The sequence below is a fragment of the Psychroflexus planctonicus genome, from assembly GCF_014640195.1.
GTDB lineage: Bacteria > Bacteroidota > Bacteroidia > Flavobacteriales > Flavobacteriaceae > Psychroflexus > Psychroflexus planctonicus.
Genome location: NZ_BMGM01000004.1, coordinates 187,060 through 209,275, shown reverse-complemented (window position 1 = coordinate 209,275; position 22,216 = coordinate 187,060). Strand labels below are relative to the sequence as shown.

Here is a 22,216-nt window from a genome sequence, read left to right as displayed (position 1 = left end):
ATCGTGCTAAATTAAAGAATAGATTGTAATTAAGTTAGCTTTTGTTTTATAGAAATAACATTATAAAAGTTTACTTAGTTTTTGGGTAAGCGATTTTCGGCTGTATTGAGCAATATGTTGAGAATTGACATTTAATTTACCTTGTAAAAAATCTTGAAAATAGATCTGAATTTGTTTTTTTAACTGGTTATGACTATCATAATCAAAATAATTTCCTGCTTGGGTTTCAGAAATAATTTTTTGTACATCCCATTGCTCTGGTCCTATTGCTAATATTGGGCGTTTGGCCATTAAATATTCAAAAATTTTCCCAGGAATAATTCCTTTTTTCTCTGTTCTGTTGGCTTCAATTAACAAGAGTACTTGCGCTTGATGCTGTACTTTTACTGCTTCTAGATGTGGCAAATAACCATCTAAATATACATAATCTTTCAGCCCGTTTTCTTCTATGCTATTTAAAACAACTTGACTTACTTTTCCTACAAAATGCAGCTCGAAAAATTGTTTAAAATGTTCATCTCCTTCAACTAAGTCTGCAAAAGCTTTCCAAAGTTCTGTTGGATTTCTTTCGCTTAAAAGCGAGCCGACGTGAACAAAAGAAAAGGCTTCACTTAAATCTATGTCAAAAGCTTCCACTTCATCAAATCCGTTGGTAATTACTTCAATTGGTTTTGCTGTTTTGGAACTAAACTCTCGCTTTGTTTCAAAACTAGTCACTACAATTTGGTCTGCATCTTGTAATATAGATTTTTCTAATTCTATGTGTTTTTGTTGTGTGCTTTCCTTAAATTTTAGCTGACTATGATAATCAATATTCACCCATGGATCGCGAAAATCTGCTATCCATTTTAGATTAGTAAATTGTTTTTTTAATCCTTGCCCAATTAAGTGTAAACTGTGAGGTGGTCCAGTAGTAATTATGGTTTCAATGGAATTATCTGTTAAATACTTTTCTAAATATTTAATCGATGGTTTTACCCAGAGTACGCGTGCGTCTGGAATAAAATAATTCCCTCTAACATATAGCATGAGTTTCTGCATTGGAGATTGCTTTTCTTGACCTGCAATGATTCCTGCACTCATGGTTTTGGTTTCGTTTTTAGAAAGTACAGAAGTAATTTGGTGTGGTTCTAAAATGCTACGTTTAATAACCTTAATGTGCTTGGGTACTTCTCTATTTAAACTTTCGTCTGTAATGGGATAAGTTGGATTTTTAGGAACGTAGAGAATAGGTTTTACACCAAAATCTGGAAGATATTTGGTGAACTTTAACCAGCGTTGCACTCCTGGACCGCCAGCTGGTGGCCAATAATAAGCAATAATGAGTACTTTTTTCATGTAGAATTGATTGCTGGTTTTCTAAATTAATTTTGATATTACTTTGATGTTTTTCTTAACTGAACTAAACCAAAAAGAAGCAAAATAATAAAAATGATACTGGAAGCTAAACTGATTTTACTACCTGTTTTAACTACTTGTGGATTGAACTCAAAAATAATTTCTCCTTTTCCTGCTGGTATTTTTAAACCGCGCAATAAATAGTTCACTTTATAAATTGATTGTTTTGTGCCATTTATTTTGGCTGTCCAACCATTTTTATAAAACATTTCTGAGAATACAGCGAATTGTGGTTTAGATGCATTGAACTCAAATACTTGTCGGTTAGGTTGATGCTTTTTCAATGTAATAAAATCTTCATCTTGTACATCAAATTCATGCTTTTGTAAACGGGAAGCTTCGTTAGATAACATTAAAGCAGTTACTTTAGAGTTGAAGTTGCCTAAAGCCAAAAGTTCTTCATCTATGCTACTAACTGTTTCAATTTTATTTACAAACCAAGCGTTGCCATTTACTTCATCATTTTTTTGAACTTGTAAACCTTGGTCTTCAGGATTCATAATGAAGTATTTTACATTCATCATGTTGAGTACCTCTTGATTTCCTTGACTTATATAAAATTCATACAAATTTTGAATTCGTTTTGGCTTTGCTGCATGATAACCCCCGATTGAGTTATGAAAAAAGGAAGCTCTGGCAGAATTAAACGGATTACTAGATAAATCTAAAACTCGATAATGTGTAGTATCTTTTAAAATTTCTTGGTCTGCTGGAGTAATTTCAAAAGGACGTTCCATCTTGGATTTTTGAACAAAATCTTCTTCATTAACGTAGCGTCTATCTACTGAAATTAAATCGAAAATTACAATAACTCCTAGGCTGATTAAAACTAATTTAGATTTTAATTTTTTCTTGATGAGCAACCATAAAAATCCTGAAATTAATCCTACAATTAAAAAACTTCGCCAGGTGTCGCTCACTAACATAGCTTGTCTATCTTTTCGAATAGCTTGAGCCAACTCATCAGGGAATTGCTGATCTACTGGATGATAAAAATTAAAAAAGTTGCTATTAAAAAGAAGAAAAATAATGCAGATACCGCCAGCAATTATTCCACTCCATTTCAGCGCATTTTCTTTAACATCCATATTTGTTTTTTCAGAAAAGAATTGTTTTAAACCAATAATAGCAAAAATAGGAATACATAATTCTAGTATTACTTGAATAGAAGAAACCGCTCTAAACTTGTTGTATAAAGGAACATAATCTACAAAAAATCGGGTTAATATTTCAAAGTTATCGCCCCAAGATAAAAATAAGGATAAAATACAGCCTGCAAATATCCAATAGCGTATTCTGTTTTTTACAAGAAAAGCAGCCAATAGAAATAAAAATAAAACTCCTGCTCCAACATAAGCTGGTGCTGCCACATAAGACTGATCTCCCCAATAGGTTGGCATACCTTCTAAGTACTGCTTGGCTGTAGTAGCACTTCCGGTTAGCGCTAATAAAGCTTGATACGTTTCAGAATTAGTATCTAAAGATTCACTACTGCTACCACCTTTAAAATTGGGTATAAATAAATTTAAACTTTCTACAACTCCGTAACTGTATTCTGTAATATAATCATAATCTAAGCCGCTCTTTTTCTCTTTAACAGTACTATCGGGATTAATGCTTAATTCTTCAGTACCGCGAGTAGAAAAATCTGTATATTCTTGAGTAGCTAATAAATTAGAAGCATTGAAGCCAATAGCCAGAATTGCGGCCCCTACCATAACTCCAAGTTGCTTAGCAAATTGCGGAATCTGTTTAGACTTTATAGCATGAATTAGGTACACCACTCCAACACAAATGCAAAGCAGTAACAAATAATACGTCATTTGAAAGTGGTTTGCTACCAACTCTAAAGCCAAGCCAAGACTAAGCGCTAAAAAGCCCCAAAATAACTTATTCCTAAAACAAAGTAATATCCCGCTTAATACCAATGGCATATAAGCAATTGCATGTGCTTTTGCATTATGCCCAACGCCTAAAATTATAATTAGATAAGTAGAAAATCCAAAAGCCAATGCACCTAAAAATGAGAATTTAGGTTCCACTTTTAGCACCATAAAAAGCAAGTAAAGACCCAAAAAGTAAATAAACAAATAATCACTTGGTCTTGGTAAAAACCGTATCACTTTGTCTAGTTGTTTTACGTAATTATGTGAATAATTTGCACCTACTTGATAAGTCGGCATCCCACCAAAAGCATTATCCATCCAATAAGACTCTTCACCTGTTTCAGCAATTAGGTCGCGCTGTTGTTTTGCCATGCCATTGTGTTGTACAATATCGCTTTGGTAAATTACTTTTCCGGACAAAACAGGATTAAAAAATCCTACGGAAACAATAATAAATCCTAGAATTACAAAAACATGGGGTACAACTTTATGCCAAGAAATTTTCATATAAATGATATACTTATTTATTCAACTTCTTCAAAATCAACATATTCACCTACCTTATGATTTTTGTTGGTCTTACGTGAATTTTTTTTAGTTGAAGTAATGAATGGTTCGTTTTGATCAGTATATTTCTGATGAAACTCCTGTTGAAAACGTTTATGAATGTTTTGTTGAAATTTTTTTGAAACGTATTTGAGAATACTTAACTTATATCTTCTCCAAATGAATTTGAAAAGGAAATAAAAAAGTAAAAAAAATAAAATGAAGCTTACAAAGGATTCCATTTAAAACACTTTTGCACAAAAATAAGATTATAAAATTGATAAAATAAAACAAGGCCTTAAAATTACGAAATAAACTATATTTGATAATAAATCTCACATTGTATGAAATCTATTTTTTTGATTCTTGCTATTTCCTTAAGCATAGTTGCACAATCTCAATATACTGAAACCATTAACTCCAATAGACCAGGATTATCTTATGGCGCTTATGGAGTTGGTAATCAGGTAATTCAACTTGAAACAGGAATGAGTTTTGGAAACGATAATCATGCCTTACTACTCTCGGATTCAGATATTTTTGGAATTGATTATTCCATCCGTTATGGTTTAAATATGGATCGACTAGAAGTTATTTTAGATGGTCGGTTTTTAAGTGAAAGTGAAAGTATTCTAGTTGGTGGTGTAAATCAGGTTTATGAAGCTTCAAATTTTGAAAGAAATACAATTGGTGCAAAATATTTACTATACGACCCTTGGATAAAACGTGAACAAGATGGTCCAGTTTTAACCAGCTGGAAAGCCAATAATTCTTTTCAGTGGTTTCATTTAATTCCAGCAGTTTCTGTTTATGCTGGTGCCAATATTGCATTTGGGCCAGAAAGCAAATTTATGCCACCAGAGACACCAAATGTTTCACCTAGAATAGGAATTATTACGCAGCATAATTATTCTCGCTGGGTATTTGTAACCAATTTTATTTACGACAGATTTACAACAGATTATCCATTATTTGCAGCAACCTTCACATTAACCCATTCTTTAAGTAGCCGTTTTTCAGTTTTTGGCGAATTTCAAAGCCTGATAGATGATTTTTATTCAGATGATTTATTTCGATTTGGAGCAGCTTATCTATTTGATAGAAATTTACAAGTAGATGCGTTCGGATTGATTAATTTTAAAGACACACCACAGAGATGGCAGGTTGGAGTTGGAATTTCTTATAGAATTGATCAATTTCATAAAGAAGAATACATCTTTGAAAATGATGAACAAAAAGACGAATTCCAAAAGAAAGAAAAGGTAAAAGAGAAAAAACAAGAGCGGAGAGAAAAATTTGAAATCCCTCCGCAGTAAAATTATTCAGCAGCTTCCATTGCCATTTTAGCTAATTTCTTGTAAGTGCCGTTTTCTAATTTTTCTCTAATTGCTGAAAAGGCATTTAAGGTTTCGTTTATATCTTCTAAGGTATGCGAAGCAGTTGGAATTAAACGAAGTAAAATCAAACCTTTTGGAATAACAGGATACACTACAATAGAACAAAAAATCCCAAAATTCTCACGTAAATCTTTAACTAAAGCCATGGCTTCAGGAATGCTTCCGTGTAAATAAACTGGTGTAACGCAGCTTGATGTTGTACCAATGTCAAATCCATTTTCTCGAAGTCCGTTTTGTAATGCATTTACATTTTCCCAGAGTTTTGCTTTCAATTCTGGCATAGTTCTAATCATTTCTAGGCGCTTAAGTGCTCCTTCAACAAGCGTCATTTGCAATGATTTTGCAAACATTTGAGAACGCATGTTGTATTTCATATAATCCATTATTTCTTTATCGCCAGCAATAAAAGCACCTGTACTAGCCATCGATTTTGCAAAAGTGGCAAAATATACATCAATTTGGTCTTGCACACCTTGTTCTTCGCCAGCACCTGCACCAGTTTCTCCTAAGGTTCCAAAACCGTGTGCATCATCTACTAATAATCTGAAATTATATTTTTCTTTTAAGGCTACTATTTCTTTTAGTTTGCCTTGTTCACCTCGCATTCCAAAAACACCTTCCGAAATTAGTAAAATTCCACCACCCGTTTGCTCTGTAATTTTAGTAGCTCTTTCTAGGTTAAGTTCAATGCTCTTAACATCGTTATGTTTATATGTAAATCTTTTTCCTAGATGCAAACGCACACCGTCAATTATACAAGCATGTGCATCAACATCGTAAACAATTACATCATTTTTGCCTACTAAAGCATCAATTGTAGATAAAATGCCTTGGTATCCAAAATTCAATAAATACGCAGCTTCTTTGTTCACAAAACTTGCTAATTCGTTCTGAAGCTTTTCGTGTAATTCAGTATGACCACTCATCATTCTAGCACCCATTGGGTATGCGCTTCCCCATTTTTTAGCAGCTTCTGCATCAACTTTTCTCACTTCAGGATGATTTGCTAAACCAAGATAATCGTTAACGCTCCAAGTTATTACTTCCTTTCCGTTAAACTTCATTCGGTTACTTATATTTCCTTCAAGTTTTGGGAAAACAAAATAACCTTCTGCTTGGTCTGCCCATTTACCTAATGGCCCTTTGTCTTTGTATATTTTATCGAATATGTCGTTCATAGTTGTTGTTTTGTATTCTGCAAAACTAATTTACAGAAGCGAATTGGAAAAAACCTTAATGAAATTAAATACTAGATTTAATTTTTGTTCAAGTTTTTGATTGGTTTTGGAGTTGGTTTTTTTTCTTCGGGAGTGGTAAATCCTTGTTCTGCCATCCACTCATCACTGTATATTTTACTCATGTAACGCGATCCATGATCTGGAAAGATTACCACTACCTTGCTGTTTTCATCAAATTCTCCTTCTTCTGCTAAAATTCGAACACCATGTAAAGCGGCTCCAGAAGTATAACCTACAAACATTCCTTCTTTTTTGGCAATTTCTCTAGCTGCAAATGCACTATCTTCATCAGAAACTTTTACGTACCGATCTATAACTTCAAAATCGGTTGCAGAAGGAATAAGGTTTTTTCCTAAACCTTCAATTCTATAGGGATAAATTTCTTCTTGGTCAAACTCACCTGTTTCATGATATTTTTGAATTACAGATCCAAAAGCATCTATGCCAATAATTTTTATTCCAGGATTTTGTTCTTTTAAATAGCGTGCACTTCCAGAAATGGTTCCGCCAGTTCCACTACAAGCCACTAAATGCGTAATGTTTCCTTGTGTTTGATTCCAAATTTCAGGACCAGTGGTTAAGTAATGTGCATCAATATTCAAACTATTGAAATACTGATTGATGTAAATTGAATTAGGAATTTCTTGGTGAATTCGTTTAGCTACTTCGTAATAGGATCTAGGATCTGTTGAAGCTACATTAGATGGACAAACATGCACTTCTGCTCCCATGGTTTTTAATAAACTAATTTTATCTTTAGAAGACTTGTTACTAACTGCCAGAATACATTTATAGCCTTTAATTACACATGCCATGGCGACACTAAAGCCAGTATTTCCGGATGTGGTTTCAATAATTGTGTCTCCAGGTTTTAATTTCCCTTCTTTTTCAGCTTTATCAATAATATAAGCTGCAATTCTGTCTTTTGAAGAATGACCAGGGTTATGAGCTTCAAACTTGGTATAAAACTCACCAGGAATAGCATTTAAAACTTTATTTAACCTTAACATCGGGGTATTCCCAATCAAGTCTAGCAGACTGTCGTGGATTTTGTTATGATTTAACATATTTTGTTGTTTATTTTTTGAGAAAATACCTTCCCAAAAAAACAAATTTACATTTTTTTTTGAAATTAGTTTTCTATTCCTTCTAAATCAAACAAAAAAGCATACTCTTTAGCGAGTTCTTTTAGGGCTTCAAACCTTCCTGAAGCGCCTCCATGGCCAGCTTCCATGTTAGTGTCTAAAAATAAAAGATTATTGTCTGTTTTTTTATCTCGTAATTTGGCTACCCATTTAGCAGGCTCCCAATATTGCACCTGAGAATCGTGTAATCCAGTTGTTACTAAAAGATTTGGATAGTCTTGTTTAATTACATTATCGTAAGGCGAATAAGATAACATATAATCATAAGATTCTTTTTCGTTTGGATTTCCCCACTCATCATATTCTCCAGTTGTTAAAGGAATTGAATCGTCTAACATTGTGGTTACAACATCTACAAACGGAACTTGAGCAACCATCCCATGGTATAAATCTGGTGCCATATTAGCAACTGCACCCATCAATAATCCACCAGCAGAACCGCCCATTGCGTATAGATGTTCTGGTGTTGTATATTTTTGTTCAATTAAATATTCGCTTACATTTATAAAATCTGTGAAGGTATTTTTTTTGTGTAGTAGTTTTCCTTTTTCATACCAATCCCTTCCAAGATATTGCCCACCACGAATATGTGCAAGAGCAAATACAAAACCACGATCTAACAAACTTATTCTAGTAGTAGAAAAATAAGGATCCATAGTAGCTCCATAACTTCCGTAAGCATATTGTAAAACTGGATTTTTACCGTTTCTCTGAATTCCTTTTTTGTAAACTAATGAAATTGGTATTTCGGTTCCATCGGTAGCTGTTGCCCAAATTCGTTCAGATATATATTGGTCTTGATCAAAATTTGGATCTGGAATTTCTTGTTGCTTCAACAAAGTTTCTGTTTTGGTTTCCATATCAAACTCAAAAACTGATGAAGGTGTTGTTAAGGCGTTGTATGCATATCTTAACTTGGTTGTATCAAATTCTAAATTTGTTGTGGTATAAGCCGTATAGGTTTCGCTTGTAAATGGTAAATAATAAGCATCTTCTTTATTCTTCCAAGGCTGAACTTTAATTCTTGTTAAACCATTATATCGCTCACTTAAAACCAGAAAATCCTTGAAAATATCAATTCCTTCTAACAAGACGTCTTCTTGGTGCGGTACAACTTCTTCCCAATCTGTAGAATTTTCAATTGGAGCTCGCATTAATTTAAAATTAGTAGCATCGTCTTTATTGGTTGTAATGTAAAAGTAATCTCCGAAATGAGAAAGACTGTACTCCACGCCTCGTTTTCTTGGAGTAACTAGTTTAAAATCTTGATCAGGTGCATCTGCATCTAAAAAGCTGTATTCGTCTGCCATAGTAGATGATGATCCTATAAAAATATATTTCCTAGACTTCGATTTGTATACGTAACATGAAAAAGTCTCGTCTTTTTCTTCAAAAACCAATTTATCTTCTTCTGAAGAAGATCCAAACTTGTGTTTAAATATTTGATTTGAACGCAATGTGGTTTCGTCTTTTTTAGTGTAAAAAAGGGTTTTACTGTCATTAGCCCATGTGCTTCCACCGGTAGTTAGTGGAATTTTTTGTTCTAAGATTTCACCTGTTTGTAGGTTTTTAAATTGAATTTCATATTTCCTTCTCCCCACAGTATCAACTCCAAATGAAGCGTACTTGTTATCAGGACTGATGCTTAAGCCGTTCAAATTGAAATAGGATTTTTCTTCTGCCATTATATTGGCATCTACAATAATTTCTTCCGGAGCATCTATTTTTTCCTTTCTTCTTGTGTAAATAGGATAATCTTTTCCTTTCTCGTATCGTACTTGATACCAATATCCATTTAAGAAATAAGGTACAGATGCATCATCTTCTTTAATTCTTGCCTTCATTTCTTCAAACAAATCTTGTTGAAAATCCTTTGTGTGAGCCGTCATTTTTTGATAATAATCGTTTTCAGCATTTAAATAATCAATCACTTCTGGATTTTCACGTTGATTTAACCAATAATATGGATCATTGCGTTCATGACCATGTTTGGTTAAAGTAGTATCAATTTTTTGTGCGTTTGGCGGTTTTATATCCAATTCGTCTGATTTTTCAGTTGTACAAGAAGCGGCAAATATAAGGCATACCAAACCGAGAGAAATAGTAGTTAGTTTCATTTTTGAAAATTTTGTGGTAAGATACAAAATGATTGTATTGAAAATTCAAGCACATAAAAAAACAACCTAATAAATAAAATCGATATATACCTACCTGTTGAAAGCTTTACCTGCTTATTACTTAAAAATTCTATTTGTTTATGGGTTTTTATTAGTTTAATAAATAGCAAACTATATGTTTATAATTACAGAGTAATATTGATACTAACTTGACGCACATATCTAAATTTGATTATATATGAAAAGTTAAAAGTATATAGAAACTAACTCATGAAGAAGTCTAAACAAAAAACCTTGCACATTCGCACTGGAATTTTGATTTGATATTGAAAGAATTTAAAACGTCATTCTTAATTTATAGAAGAAAAGAGTATTTCAATTCGTTTAAGCTATGTTAGGTATTAATCCATTTTTTAATTAGCTAGTTGTTGAAGCAGTTGCCTTACTTCCTTAGTAGAGTTTACATAGTATTTTGCCTTCGTTTTGTTTAAACCGACCTTAATGCTATTGGTTTTATCTGGTAAGTCTTCAAACATAAATTCGTCTGTCCAGTCATCGCCTAAGGCAAAAACATGATCGTATTTTTTTTCATTATACAGTAATAAACTGGCTCTTCCTTTGCTTACTTTACTGCTTTTTAATTCAATCACTTTGTTTCCTTCAAGTAAAGTCAAATCTGTATTGGAGATAAAACTAGTCAATACGGTTTTAATTTCAACCAAACGGCGCTGTGCTAATTCTGGATCTGCTTTTCTGTAATGCCAAGCCACCGAAAATTTCTTTTCTTCTAAAATACTTCCAGGTGTGTTATCTACAAATTTTTCAATTACAGGAATCACGTTTTCTTTCCAATCTGTTTTTAAAATTTCTAAATTTTTCCAATCTTTATTTTTAGGTCGGTAAGAAACACCGTGGTCCGAAACTAAGCTCATCGGCAAGTCGCCCATCCATTTATTCAGTGTTTTTTTGTCCCTTCCACTTATCACTACTACATCTAAATTAGGTTGATTTAGAAGCTTTTTAAGTAAAGACTTTAACTCATCATCAGGTTTGGCGTCTTGTGGGTTTTTCTGAAATCCGACCAAAGTGCCATCGTAATCTAAGAAAAAAACTTTGCTTTCTTGACTTTGCACTATTTTCTCAAATTTCTTTATTTTTTCAGTTGAAACAGGTTGTGCATCAATTACATCAGCTAGATTTTGTTCCACATTATTTAGCGAATGCATAAACTCTTCAGCCCACTTTTCAACACTATAACGAGCAACTCTTTTTTGCAAGCCTTTCATTCTGCGTTTTTGTTCTGCTTTAGGCATTTCGATAGCTTGTTTGATGGTATCAGCAATTTCACCAAAATTGAATGGATTGATTAACAACGCATCGTCTAATTCCTTTGAAGCTCCCGTCATTTCACTTAATACCAAAACACCATCTTGATTGGTTCTAGTGGCTATGTATTCTTTGGCTACTAAATTCATTCCATCGCGAACGGGAGTTATCAATGCAACATCTGAAGATGTGTACAAATCGATTAAATTTTCAAAAGGCATGGTTCTGTAAAAATACCAAATCGGCGTCCAGCTTACCGTTGAAAATTCGCCATTAACACGACCTACCAATTCGTCAGTTTCCTTTTTCAATAATTGATATTGCGGAACTTCCGAGCGTGATGGCACCGCCAACATGATCAAACGAATTTTTTCTTGAAACTGTGGATACTTTTTCAAAAAATATTCAAAGGCTCGAATTCGGTTGGGAATTCCTTTGGTATAATCCATTCTATCGATAGATAAAATCATTTTTACATCTTTATCATATTGTAAATGCTGATCTAATCTTTTTTGAATTTCAGATTTTTCAATTTCTGTTTGTTTGTGATGATGTAATGCTGCATCTTTAAATTTATGGTAGTCTATTCCCATCGGAAAAGAATCTACTTTTATAATTCGGTTTCCATAAGTTATTTCATTAAAATTGACTTCCAAGCTTAAAATTCTTTTTACCGAACTCAAAAAATGTCGTTCGTAATCGTAGGTATGAAAACCCAATAAATCGGCTCCTAACATGCCTTCTAAAATTTCTTTTCGAGCAGGAAAAGTTCTGAATATTTCATAAGAAGGAAACGGAATGTGTAAAAAGAAACCGATGGAAATGTTTGGAATTTTCTCTTTTACCAAAGCTGGTAATAACAACAATTGATAATCATGAACCCAAATGGTATCGCCTTCTTCCGCTTGCGCGATAACCACTTCAACAAATTTCTTATTTACTTCAACATAACTTTCCCAATAGCCTTTATCAAATTCGGTATATTCTAAAAAGTAATGGAATAATGGCCATAAAGTTCTATTGCTAAATCCGTAATAATAATTGTCTAAATCATGTTCATTCAGTTTTACAGCAACACATTGTTCACTTTCAACTGCCTTGTTTACTTTCTTTTCTATCTCAGGTGTCAAGTCTTCATCTTTAACACCCGACCAACCAATCCAGATGCCATTGCTGTCACGGTGAACCGATTTCATTCCTGTGGCTAAGCCACCAACACTCGGCTTTGCAGTAACTTCTCCATCTTCTTCAACTTGAATTTGCAAAGGCAATCTATTTGAAACAATTATTGTTTTATTCATAATAAAAATGAAATTTTTGTGTATTATTTTCTATACTTTAGCCAAATGTATAATTTTATTATCGAAAAAACTGAATTACATGAATAATCTTAATTACGGAATTATAGGGAATTGTAGAACTGCAGCTTTGGTCTCTGAAACGGGTTCGCTAGACTGGTGTTGTTTGCCTGAATTTGATTCTGCTTCTGTATTTGCCAAGCTCTTAGACGAAGAAATAGGAGGCCAGTTTTCTTTTGAAGTTGATTCTTCCTACGTAACAAATCAAAAATACCACGAAAATACTTGCATTTTAGTCACCACTTTTACTTCGGCAGAAGCTTCTTTTGAAGTAATCGATTTCCTACCGCGTTATCAGAAGGAAAATCAAAAATACCATTCGCCTCCAGAGATTATTCGATTGATCAAAATTTTGCATGGCAAACCTAAATTCAAAATAAACTATCAACCGAAACTAGAATATGCCTTTGGTGTAACAAAAACTTTTTTGAAGAAAAATTTTATTGCTAGTTTAACCGAAGAAGAAAAATTCGATTCGCTTTATCTCTATACAAATCTCAGTCAAGAGAAAGTGGTAAATGGTTCTGAAATAGAATTAACTAAGGATGCATTTTTTCTCTTGAGTTACAATGAAAAGATTGAACTTCCAACCTTAGAAAGTTTACAATTGGAATTAGACCGAACCAAAGTATATTGGTACAACTGGGCTGAAAAAACACCTAATTTCTCACAATACAATCAAGAAATTAGACGTAGCGCAATGACCTTGAAATTGCTCAGTTATGAAAAATCTGGTGCTATACTTGCCGCTGCAACAACTTCACTGCCAGAAACCATTGGCGAAGTAAGAAATTGGGATTACCGCTTTTGTTGGATTCGCGATGCATCTATGGTTATAAAAGTAGTTTCACAGCTCGGTCACAAACGCATGGCCAAGCGCTTTTTAGACTTTATTGTGGATTTAGTTCCTGATAAAGATGAAAAGTTACAAATTATGTACGGGATAAATAAGGAAAAACAACTTACCGAAAAACTGCTTCCGCACTTAAGCGGGTATAAAAATTCCAAACCTGTTAGAATTGGGAATGCAGCTTATGCTCAAAAACAAAACGACATTTATGGTATTTTGATGGATGTAATTTACCAAGAGTTTGTCAATTTAGAACAAGAATTAGAAAACGTAGAAGAACTTTGGAACATTGCCAAAGGAATTGCTTGGGTAGTTGGTAAACACTGGCAAGAACCCGACAAAGGCATTTGGGAATTTAGAACCGAAGACCGGCATTTTACCTTTTCCAAAGTTTTGTGTTGGGTGGCGATAGATCGCGCCATTAAAGTTTCAAAATTACTCAACAAGGAATCGAAATTAGCACGTTGGAACAAATTGGAGCAAGAAATTAGAACCGATATTTTGACACACGCTTGGAATGAAGAAAAACAAGCTTTTACTCAATCTTACAATTCTACTGATTTAGATGCTGCAGTTTTATTGATGCAAACCTACGGTTTTGTAGAACCCAAAAACCCAAAATTTGTGAGTACGGTAAATGCCATCGGCAAGGAATTAATGAATGACGGCTTATTGTATCGTTACAAAAATCAAGACGATTTTGGTTTACCTAGTTCATCGTTTACCATTTGTACCTTTTGGTACATCAACGCTTTATATAAAATTGGTAAGGAAACCGAAGCGAAAAAGCAATTTGATCAACTCCTTTCCTACTCCAACCACTTAGGTTTGTTTAGCGAAGACATCGATTTTAAAAGTAAGCGTTTGCTCGGAAACTTCCCACAGGCTTATTCACATCTCGCTTTGATTGAAACGGCTATGAATTTTGATGAAAAATAATTAAAATGCATTGCTTTAATTTTTGAATCAAACATACTTAATTAAATGTCTTTACTTTAAATTTGAAAAATTATAACTATACCTTTAAAACACGACAAAAAATCATTAAAGCAATTACGATACTGATTTACAATATTATACGATTTAGACCTCACAGGTCTTTGAGACCTGTGAGGTCTTGCTGATCAAACATTTAGAATTAAATTTGAGTTTTTTTATGTACCATTAACTATGCCACAAACCTACCTTTTTCTGCTTAATGGCTAAAGGTTTAAAAATTTACATATGTCTAATATAGATTTAATCATTGAAGAACGAGCAGCCGATATAGGCGATTTTATGGTCGGTAGTTTATTGCCATTCCGACAAAAACGCATGGTGGGACCATTTGCATTTATCGACCACATGGGTCCAGCCGAAATGGATGAAAACCAAAACCTAGATGTGTCACCGCATCCACACATCGGGCTTTCTACGCTCACTTTTTTGTTTGAAGGCTGCATAGTTCACAAAGACAGTCTCGGTAACGAAATTGAATTTGAACCTGATGCGGTAAATTGGATGACCGCAGGCAAAGGCATTGTGCATTCAGAAAGGACTCCACAAAACTTACGCGGAAAGAAAAAAACCTTACACGGATTGCAAATTTGGGTAGCTTTGCCAAAAGCTTTAGAAAAAATGCAACCCCAATTTACCCATGTCAAAAAAGAAGAAATACCGCATTGGCAAGATGGTGATTTGCATTACCGACTGATTGCAGGTGAAGCCTTCAACAAAAAATCGCCAGTTCCTGTGCATAGCAAATTGTATTTCATTGAAATAAAATCTACTGCCAAAACCCAAGTAAATATTGGCAAAGATTTGTAAGGTGAAAGCGCGTTGTATATTTTGGAAGGAAGCGTAAGTCATAATGATAAGAGCTACGAACCCAAACGTATTTTGGTGAGCAAACAAGCCGAATTATGTGCTTTTACTATGGAAGCCAACACCACCGTATATATTTTTGGTGGAGAAGTTTTTCCAGAAGAAAGAATTATCCACTGGAATTTTGTAGCCAGCGAAAAACAAATGATTGAAGAAGCCAGAGAAAAATGGAAAAATCAATCTTTTCCAAAAGTACCAGGTGAAACCGATTTTGTGCCTTTACCTAAATAATTAGCATGGAAATAGACGAATTTAGAAACTACTGCCTCAGCAAACCCCAAACCACAGAAGAATTCCCTTTTGATGAAGATGTTTTGGTTTTTAAAGTGGCGGGGAAAATGTATGCCTTGACTTCGCTGAAAAAATGGGAAGAAGGCGACCACAGCATCAACTTAAAATGCGTTCCAGATAAAGCCATAGAATTAAGAGAAAAGTATCCCGATGAAGTGTTGCCCGGTTACCACATGGACAAAAAACATTGGAATTCGGTTACAGTTAATGGTCCAAATCTTAGTTTAGAACTTATAAAACAACTCATCAACCATAGTTACGACTTGGTGGTGAGCAAATTGCCGAAAAAGAAACGAGAAGAAATTCAGATCAAATAGGCGCTTAGCAATTGTAAACGATATTTCAGAAATTGAAAATAAATTAGTTAAAAAATATTTCTAATTTAGTAGATATTTTCTGTTTATGAGAGCATTTTGCATTTTACTGTTTTTACTTTTTACAACCAATTCCATCAGTCAGCGGGATAGTTTATTGAATCTTATCAATACAACTTCCATAAAAGATAGCACCTATGTAGATTATTTATTTCAGCTAAGTAAAAGTTTTTCAGATGAAAATGTAAATCAAGAAATTGAATATCTTCAACGAGCTAAAGAATTAAGTAGACAAGAAAATTTAAGTTTTTCAGAAGCAAAAGCACATCAACAATTAGCCTCAGCCTATCGTAATAAAGGAGTTTATGATTTAGCGGTGCGTGAAGCTATTTCAGCTAAAAAAATCTACGACACAACTGCATTGAAAAGCGAAAAACTACTTACCAATAGTATTTTAGCTACCTTATATCGAGATCAACAATTTTTTGAAGACGCGCTAAAAATAAATAAACAAAATTTAAAACTTGTAATTAAGGATCAAGATTCACCTACTAAAGCGCGCTACTTTTTCGATTTAGGCAACACATACCGCGCACTTGATAGCTTAGGGAAAGCTGAAGAAAATTACAAAGAAGCATTGCGAATTTCAGAAGAAACAAAATTTACTCCTGGAGAAAAAATGATAGGTCTAAGCTTAGGCCAATTGTATAAAGTAAAAGACGAATATAAAAAAGCAAAGAATTTACTTAATTCGGTTTTGCCATATTACAAATCGCTTGATAGCAAAGCAAACATTGCATTGATTTACTATGATTTAGCAACCATAGCATCATTAGAAGGTGAACACAAGTTCTCAATTCCTTTATATGAAAAAGCAATATCAATTTATGAAGAATTAGGCAAACTTTATTTTGTAAAAGATATTTATCAGAAATTATTTATCGCTTATAATATTGTTGAAGATACACCTAAAGCTAATGAAGCTAACCAAAAATATAACTTTTATAAAGACTCTTTAGATAATCAATCTAAAAAAGCATTGGTGGCTGAAATGAAAACCAAATACGAAACTGAACAAATTGAAGCTGAAAATAAATTAAACCAGAAACGAGCTGCTTTAGCTGAAGCAGAAAATGAACGAAATCTTATTTTTCTTATCGCTTCAGTTGCATTAATTATTTTACTTATTGTTGTTTTTATAGTGTATACAGCTAAACAAAAGGAAGCCAAAAAAGCGGCTTTAATCAAACAAGAATTAAATGCTTCTCAACAACAACTTGCCCTAGAAAAGCAATATAGAGATAGTGAATTGAAAGCCTTAAAAGCACAGATGAATCCGCATTTCATTTTTAATGTACTCAATTCTATACAAGAATTTATTGTATTAAATAAAAAGGATTTAGCCAGTGAATATCTTGCCACTTTTGCAGAACTAATTCGTAGTTACTTATTTTTCAGCAATAAAGGAAAGTTGACTTTAGAAGAAGAAATTGAAACCTTAGAAAAATATTTAAGTCTAGAACAACTTCGGTTTAGTGAGCAGTTTTCGTTTTCGATAAAAGTAAAAGATTCAATTCCTGTTGAAGAAATTGAAATTCCAACTATGCTTATTCAGCCTTATGTTGAAAATGCAGTAAAACATGGACTTTTTCATAAAAAAGAGAAAGGCAAAATTACAATTGAATTTAAGCGAGTTTCAGAAAAGTGCATAGCGTGTAGCATTGAAGACAATGGAATTGGAAGAAAAAAATCAGCTAGTTTACAAGCCAAAAAAACAAACTTACATCAATCTTTTGCTACCAAAGCTACAGAAGAACGATTAGCCTTGATCAATCAGCAAAACTTTGAAAAAATTGGTGTAGAAATAAAAGATTTAGAAACTGAAGATGGGGAAGCTATAGGAACTCGAGTACAAATAAGTATACCTATAAAAAACAACTAATTATGAAGGCAATTATTATTGACGATGAAGCTAAAGCGAGAAATTTACTAAAAGTACTCATTGAAGAGAATTGCCCAAAAATAAAATCGATTTATCAGGCTGGTTCTTTATTAGAAGGGGTAGATATTATTAAAGAAGAACAACCTCAACTTGTTTTTTTAGACATCGAAATGCCAGAACATACTGGTTTAGAGATTTTAGATTTTATAAGTAAAGAAGATTACAACTTCGAAATTATTTTTACCACAGCTTACCAAGAATATGCCATTAAAGCTATTGAGCTTTCCGCTTTAGATTACTTGTTAAAACCCGTAAGAGCTAGCAAAATTAAAGAAGCAGTAGATAAAGCCTTAACATTCATTGGTAAATCAAAAATTAATGAACGTCTTGAAGAATTAAAATCAGTATTTCAATCTAATGAATTTAGAAAAATTGGATTACCCGTAAGCGATGGAATTGAATTTGTAGCTTTTAAAGATATTATTTTGCTAGAAGCAGATGGAATGTACACAAAGGTTTACGTAAAGTGTGAAAAAAAACCACTTTACATAAGCAAACCTTTAAAATTCTTCACCAACACCTTAGATTCTGTTCACACATTTTATAGACCGCATCGTTCCTATTTAATCAATTTAAATTATATCAAAAAGTACGTCAAATCCGATGGTGGTTATATTGTAATGGATAACGACAAGTCTGTTTCTCTCTCTAAAAGTAAAACTGAAGAATTTATGCAACTTATGCAAGAGTTTTAAAAATTTCTTTTACTTCAGCAATTCAAATTCAACTTTCAGAAGTCGAACAACATAAAAAACAATTTCAACTCATAATTTTAATTCAAATTAACAAAATTAAATATTATGAAATCTAAATTACTATTGTGTTTGAGTATTACACTATTTTTTACACAACTGCTTTCAGCTCAAACTTGGAGCACCTTGGGCACAGCACAATTTGCTAACAACCCAAAACAAATTGCTACTACGGTGGATGAAACTACAGGAAACCTTTACGTTGCTTATGTAGATCAATCCGACAATGATCATTTGAAAGTGAAATTTTATGATGGGACAACTTGGAATGACCTTGGTGGTACGGTTTCTGCAATTGGAAATGTAAGCATTCCAAGCATTAACATAAATCCTGCTACAGGAGAACCATGGGTGGTTTATCGAACAGATATCACCGCAAGTAGCAATATTTTAGTTGTAAAACGATTCAACGGATCTAACTGGTTAGATGAAGGAACAAATATTTCAGGATCCAGCGGTGGTAACCCTATAATACCTGCTTATCGATCTTTCATAAATTTTGATGATTCAGGAAACGCTTATATTGCCTATTCTAGTTTTTATACAAATTTATTTTACAGAACATTTGTAAGATCCAATAAAACGGGTTCATGGCAAACAGAATTTAATGTTCAGCATACTGAATTAAGTGCATTCGATTATCCTAGTTATAATCTTTTTTACTATACTAGTATGAATAATGGTAATTTAGGTATTTTCAAAAAAACATTAGATACGAATGTGAGTTGGTCATCTGCAACATCAGTTTATTCCAATTCAAATTTCCCACCTGGAGGATTTCAAAATGCTGGAACTTTTCCAGGTCTTGCAGCCAATACATTAAATGAAAATTTCTTAGTAAAAAGAAATTCGACTAATGGTCCAATTTTTTACACAGGTGATAATCCTAATGAATTATTAGACTCTCCGCCAAATTCGGATGATGCACGAGGTAGAACTATGCAAATGAAGTTTAACCCAATTGATGGAAATACTTATGCTTTATATGTGAATGATTTATTTGAAGTCAAAATAAGTAAGTTTGATGGTTCCACCTGGACAGATCTGGCACCTATGCCACAATTAAATAATGCTACATTAAATCAGACAGCTACTTTAAATATCCGTAATTCTGATGGTCGAATTTTTGTGTCTAATGTAGATTTCTCATCTCCAACAGTTTTAGGGCTAACAAGCTATTACCAGGATGTTACTCCAGCAGTTACAAAATTTTATGTAGATCAAAATGCTACTGGTAGTAATGACGGAACTTCTTGGGCTAATGCTTATACAAGTTTGCACGACGGTCTTGATGCTATAGAAAATGATATCATAGCGGATACACTTTGGGTGGCCCAAGGCACATACAAACCAGATAACTCTTCAAGATCAGAAAGCTTCAGAATATTAGGTGATAATAATAAGGTATTTGGCGGTTTTAATGGCACAGAAACTGATTTAGATCAACGAGATATTGAAGCACATCCAACTATCATTTCAGGAGATTTGGCCGGAAATGACGATCCTAATGATTTTACATATAGCAGTGTTTTTAGATTAGATAATAGCCGTAGACTGGTATCTGTTGGTGCAGACAATGTAGAACTTAATGGTTTTATTTTGAAAGACGGTCATGCAGATGGCTCTTCCAGTCCAGCTAATAGAGGCGCAGCTATTAATAAATTTGACCAATTCATCAACTTTACACTAAAAAACTGCATAGTAAAAGATAATATATCTAATGTACTAGGAGCTGTTTACTTAAGATATAATAACAGCAGTGATTTAAATATTGAATCTTGTGAATTCACAAACAATTTTAGCAGATATGGCTCAGGATTTTCAGCAGTCGTTACAACAGCAAATAAAGTAGTAGATGTAAGTGTAAATAATTGCTTGTTTCATGGCAATGTTTCAGGAGACGTAAATGCAGGAGATGGGCTTTCAGCGAGTAGCTTTGGTTTGCTTTTAAACAATGGTGCAACTATTAATGCTACAATCACAAATAATACATTTTCTAATAATTATGATGTTTCAACTGCATCATCTATTGACAAAGGAACAGTTGCTTTAAGACGTTTTGTAAGTTCAGATGTTCTTAATGTGGAGTTTCATAACAATATCTTTTGGAATAATTATAGTGATGATAACGGCACGATAAACCCACAAAATATAGGCTTAATGAATGGTAGTCAACCTATTACTTCTCTTAATTTTACACACAATAATTACAACCAAACCAACTTAGCCTCTAAAGCTTCAACGTTTACAGAATCTAACAACCTGAATACAGACCCGCTTTTTGTCGATGAAGCCAATTTTGATTTTAGCTTGCAAGCCTCATCACCAATGATTGATGCTGGTGACAATAGTCAAATTCCAAGCGGTATTACAGAAGATATTCTCGGAAATAATCGTATACAAAATACAAGTGTAGATTTGGGTGCATTTGAATTTGATGGCCCTTTACCTGATTTGACTGCACCTAATGTTGTGACGCAGGATATCACCGTGCAACTTGATGCCAACGGGCAAGTGTCTATTCAAGCTTCTGATGTGGATGATGGTTCAACAGACGACCAAACCTCAACAGCAGATTTAATTTTAAGTTTGGATCAAACTACTTTTGACTGTTCTAACATTGGTCAAAACACAGTGACGCTAACGGTAGAAGATGAAGCAGAAAACACTGCTACAGATACAGCCATCGTCACGGTTGAAGATAACACAGCGCCAAATGCTATTACGCAAGATATCACCGTTCAATTAGATGCGAACGGACAAGCCAGTATTCAAGCTTCTGATATTGATGATGGTTCGTCAGATAATTGTACTATCAGCAATCTCAGCTTATCTGATTCAAATTTCGATTGTTCAAACATTGGTCAAAACACAGTCTCTTTGTTGCTTGAAGATGACTCAGGAAATCAAACTATAACAACAGCAATCGTTACCGTTGAAGATAACACAGCGCCAAACGCTATAACGCAAGATATCACCATTCAACTTGATGCGAATGGACAAGCAAGCATTCAAGCTTCTGATATTGATGATGGTTCGTCAGATAATTGTACTATCAGCAATCTCAGCTTATCTGATTCAGATTTCGATTGTTCAAACATTGGTCAAAACACAGTCTCGTTATTGCTTGAAGATGCCTCAGGAAATCAAACTATAACAACCGCAATTGTTACAGTTGAAGATACAAGTGGGCCATCGCTTACTACACTAGATGTTACGGTCGATTTAGCTGGAAACAGTTCAGTTAGTATAACAGAAACTCAAGTATTAGATAATGTAAGCGACAACTGTAGTGCAGTGTCTGATATCTCATTGAGTCTTGACCAAGATACATTTACAAGCATAGGAACTTATACTGTAAACTTAACTGCTACAGATCTTGAAGGAAATCAAACAACAGTAGTAGCAGTAGTAACTGTAGAAGATACTTTATCTAATGTAAACTTCGAGTTTACTAACAGCATAAAAATTTATCCAAATCCAGCTTCATCATCTTTTCAAATTTCAACAGAAAATGAAATTAAATTAGTTGAAATCTATGATAGTTTGGGAAGAAAGTTAATACGAAATCAAAATAAACAAATAGATGTAAGTCAACTTACCAAAGGAATTTATATGGTCAAAATAACTTCATTAGAAAATTACCTCGCCACCAAACAATTAATAGTAAAGTAATTAAAGTAGAAGTGGTTGAGTTAATCCCTGTTGCTTTGGTAACAGGGATTTTTTATTT

At 33.5% G+C, this 22,216-nt stretch carries 13 protein-coding genes and 1 pseudogene; 7 read left to right on the top strand and 7 right to left on the bottom strand.

Annotated elements, in window-relative coordinates; translation table 11 throughout:
- Positions 1-60: 60 nt before the first annotated feature.
- Genes IEV72_RS05805 through IEV72_RS05795 form a run of 3 tightly spaced genes read right to left on the bottom strand, consistent with a single transcriptional unit; the run spans position 61 to position 4,072 of the window.
- A complete protein-coding gene (locus IEV72_RS05805) occupies positions 61-1,338 on the bottom strand; it encodes a glycosyltransferase family protein (RefSeq protein WP_188458150.1) in 1,278 nt (425 codons plus the stop codon).
- A 38-nt stretch (positions 1,339-1,376) separates the two neighbouring features.
- The gene (locus IEV72_RS05800) at positions 1,377-3,791 is read right to left on the bottom strand and encodes a YfhO family protein (protein ID WP_188458149.1); all 2,415 of its coding nucleotides are present in this window, start codon (positions 3,789-3,791) and stop codon (positions 1,377-1,379) included.
- A gap of 17 nt (positions 3,792-3,808) precedes the next feature.
- Positions 3,809-4,072: a DUF4834 family protein gene (locus tag IEV72_RS05795; protein WP_188458148.1), complete on the bottom strand. Its 264-nt coding sequence runs from the start codon at positions 4,070-4,072 to the stop codon at positions 3,809-3,811.
- A gap of 102 nt (positions 4,073-4,174) precedes the next feature.
- Here IEV72_RS05795 and IEV72_RS05790 point away from each other — a divergent pair, with 102 nt between their 5' ends.
- Entirely contained in the window at positions 4,175-5,146 is a 972-nt protein-coding gene (locus IEV72_RS05790; RefSeq protein WP_188458147.1) for a transporter, read from the top strand.
- A gap of 2 nt (positions 5,147-5,148) precedes the next feature.
- Here IEV72_RS05790 and capB read toward each other — a convergent pair whose 3' ends face one another.
- The 4 genes from capB to IEV72_RS05770 all read right to left on the bottom strand — a co-directional run bounded on the left by capB (position 5,149) and on the right by IEV72_RS05770 (position 12,354).
- Positions 5,149-6,405 (bottom strand): cysteate-C-fatty acyltransferase, encoded by a 1,257-nt coding sequence (gene capB, locus IEV72_RS05785; RefSeq protein ID WP_188458146.1) that lies wholly within the window; start codon positions 6,403-6,405, stop codon positions 5,149-5,151.
- Between the two features lie 77 nt (positions 6,406-6,482).
- Positions 6,483-7,532, bottom strand: a complete 1,050-nt coding sequence (gene capA / locus IEV72_RS05780; RefSeq protein WP_188458145.1) for a cysteate synthase — start codon at positions 7,530-7,532, stop codon at positions 6,483-6,485.
- A gap of 65 nt (positions 7,533-7,597) precedes the next feature.
- Positions 7,598-9,727, bottom strand: coding sequence for a S9 family peptidase (locus tag IEV72_RS05775; RefSeq protein ID WP_188458144.1), 2,130 nt, complete (start codon positions 9,725-9,727; stop codon positions 7,598-7,600).
- A 413-nt stretch (positions 9,728-10,140) separates the two neighbouring features.
- Positions 10,141-12,354: a bifunctional alpha,alpha-trehalose-phosphate synthase (UDP-forming)/trehalose-phosphatase gene (locus tag IEV72_RS05770; protein ID WP_188458143.1), complete on the bottom strand. Its 2,214-nt coding sequence runs from the start codon at positions 12,352-12,354 to the stop codon at positions 10,141-10,143.
- 79 nt (positions 12,355-12,433) lie between these two features.
- Between IEV72_RS05770 and IEV72_RS05765 the strand changes: the two genes are divergently transcribed.
- From IEV72_RS05765 to IEV72_RS05740, 6 genes and pseudogenes are all read left to right on the top strand, one after another.
- A complete protein-coding gene (locus IEV72_RS05765; protein ID WP_188458142.1) occupies positions 12,434-14,200 on the top strand; it encodes a glycoside hydrolase family 15 protein in 1,767 nt (588 codons plus the stop codon).
- Positions 14,201-14,485: 285 nt separating this feature from the next.
- A pseudogene (locus IEV72_RS05760) lies at positions 14,486-15,355 on the top strand (pirin family protein).
- 5 nt (positions 15,356-15,360) lie between these two features.
- Complete coding sequence (locus tag IEV72_RS05755) at positions 15,361-15,732, top strand: MmcQ/YjbR family DNA-binding protein (protein WP_188458141.1); 372 nt, start codon at positions 15,361-15,363, stop codon at positions 15,730-15,732.
- An 85-nt stretch (positions 15,733-15,817) separates the two neighbouring features.
- Entirely contained in the window at positions 15,818-17,671 is a 1,854-nt protein-coding gene (locus IEV72_RS05750; RefSeq protein WP_188458140.1) for a tetratricopeptide repeat-containing sensor histidine kinase, read from the top strand.
- Between the two features lie 2 nt (positions 17,672-17,673).
- Positions 17,674-18,426, top strand: a complete 753-nt coding sequence (locus tag IEV72_RS05745) for a LytR/AlgR family response regulator transcription factor (protein WP_188458139.1) — start codon at positions 17,674-17,676, stop codon at positions 18,424-18,426.
- 105 nt (positions 18,427-18,531) lie between these two features.
- The gene (locus IEV72_RS05740) at positions 18,532-22,158 is read left to right on the top strand and encodes a T9SS type A sorting domain-containing protein (protein ID WP_188458138.1); all 3,627 of its coding nucleotides are present in this window, start codon (positions 18,532-18,534) and stop codon (positions 22,156-22,158) included.
- The last annotated feature ends 58 nt before the right edge of the window (positions 22,159-22,216 follow it).

Excerpts from the sequence above, each read along its gene's own strand:
- IEV72_RS05795 (WP_188458148.1), bottom strand. The coding sequence starts at position 4,072 with ATGGAATCCTTTGTAAGCTTCATTTTATTTTTTTTACTTTTTTATTTC.
- IEV72_RS05770 (WP_188458143.1), bottom strand. The coding sequence starts at position 12,354 with ATGAATAAAACAATAATTGTTTCAAATAGATTGCCTTTGCAAATTCAA.
- capA (WP_188458145.1), bottom strand. The coding sequence starts at position 7,532 with ATGTTAAATCATAACAAAATCCACGACAGTCTGCTAGACTTGATTGGG.
- IEV72_RS05740 (WP_188458138.1), top strand. The coding sequence starts at position 18,532 with ATGAAATCTAAATTACTATTGTGTTTGAGTATTACACTATTTTTTACA.
- IEV72_RS05745 (WP_188458139.1), top strand. The coding sequence starts at position 17,674 with ATGAAGGCAATTATTATTGACGATGAAGCTAAAGCGAGAAATTTACTA.
- IEV72_RS05750 (WP_188458140.1), top strand. The coding sequence starts at position 15,818 with ATGAGAGCATTTTGCATTTTACTGTTTTTACTTTTTACAACCAATTCC.
- IEV72_RS05800 (WP_188458149.1), bottom strand. The coding sequence starts at position 3,791 with ATGAAAATTTCTTGGCATAAAGTTGTACCCCATGTTTTTGTAATTCTA.
- IEV72_RS05775 (WP_188458144.1), bottom strand. The coding sequence starts at position 9,727 with ATGAAACTAACTACTATTTCTCTCGGTTTGGTATGCCTTATATTTGCC.
- IEV72_RS05805 (WP_188458150.1), bottom strand. The coding sequence starts at position 1,338 with ATGAAAAAAGTACTCATTATTGCTTATTATTGGCCACCAGCTGGCGGT.
- IEV72_RS05790 (WP_188458147.1), top strand. The coding sequence starts at position 4,175 with ATGAAATCTATTTTTTTGATTCTTGCTATTTCCTTAAGCATAGTTGCA.
- IEV72_RS05765 (WP_188458142.1), top strand. The coding sequence starts at position 12,434 with ATGAATAATCTTAATTACGGAATTATAGGGAATTGTAGAACTGCAGCT.
- IEV72_RS05755 (WP_188458141.1), top strand. The coding sequence starts at position 15,361 with ATGGAAATAGACGAATTTAGAAACTACTGCCTCAGCAAACCCCAAACC.
- capB (WP_188458146.1), bottom strand. The coding sequence starts at position 6,405 with ATGAACGACATATTCGATAAAATATACAAAGACAAAGGGCCATTAGGT.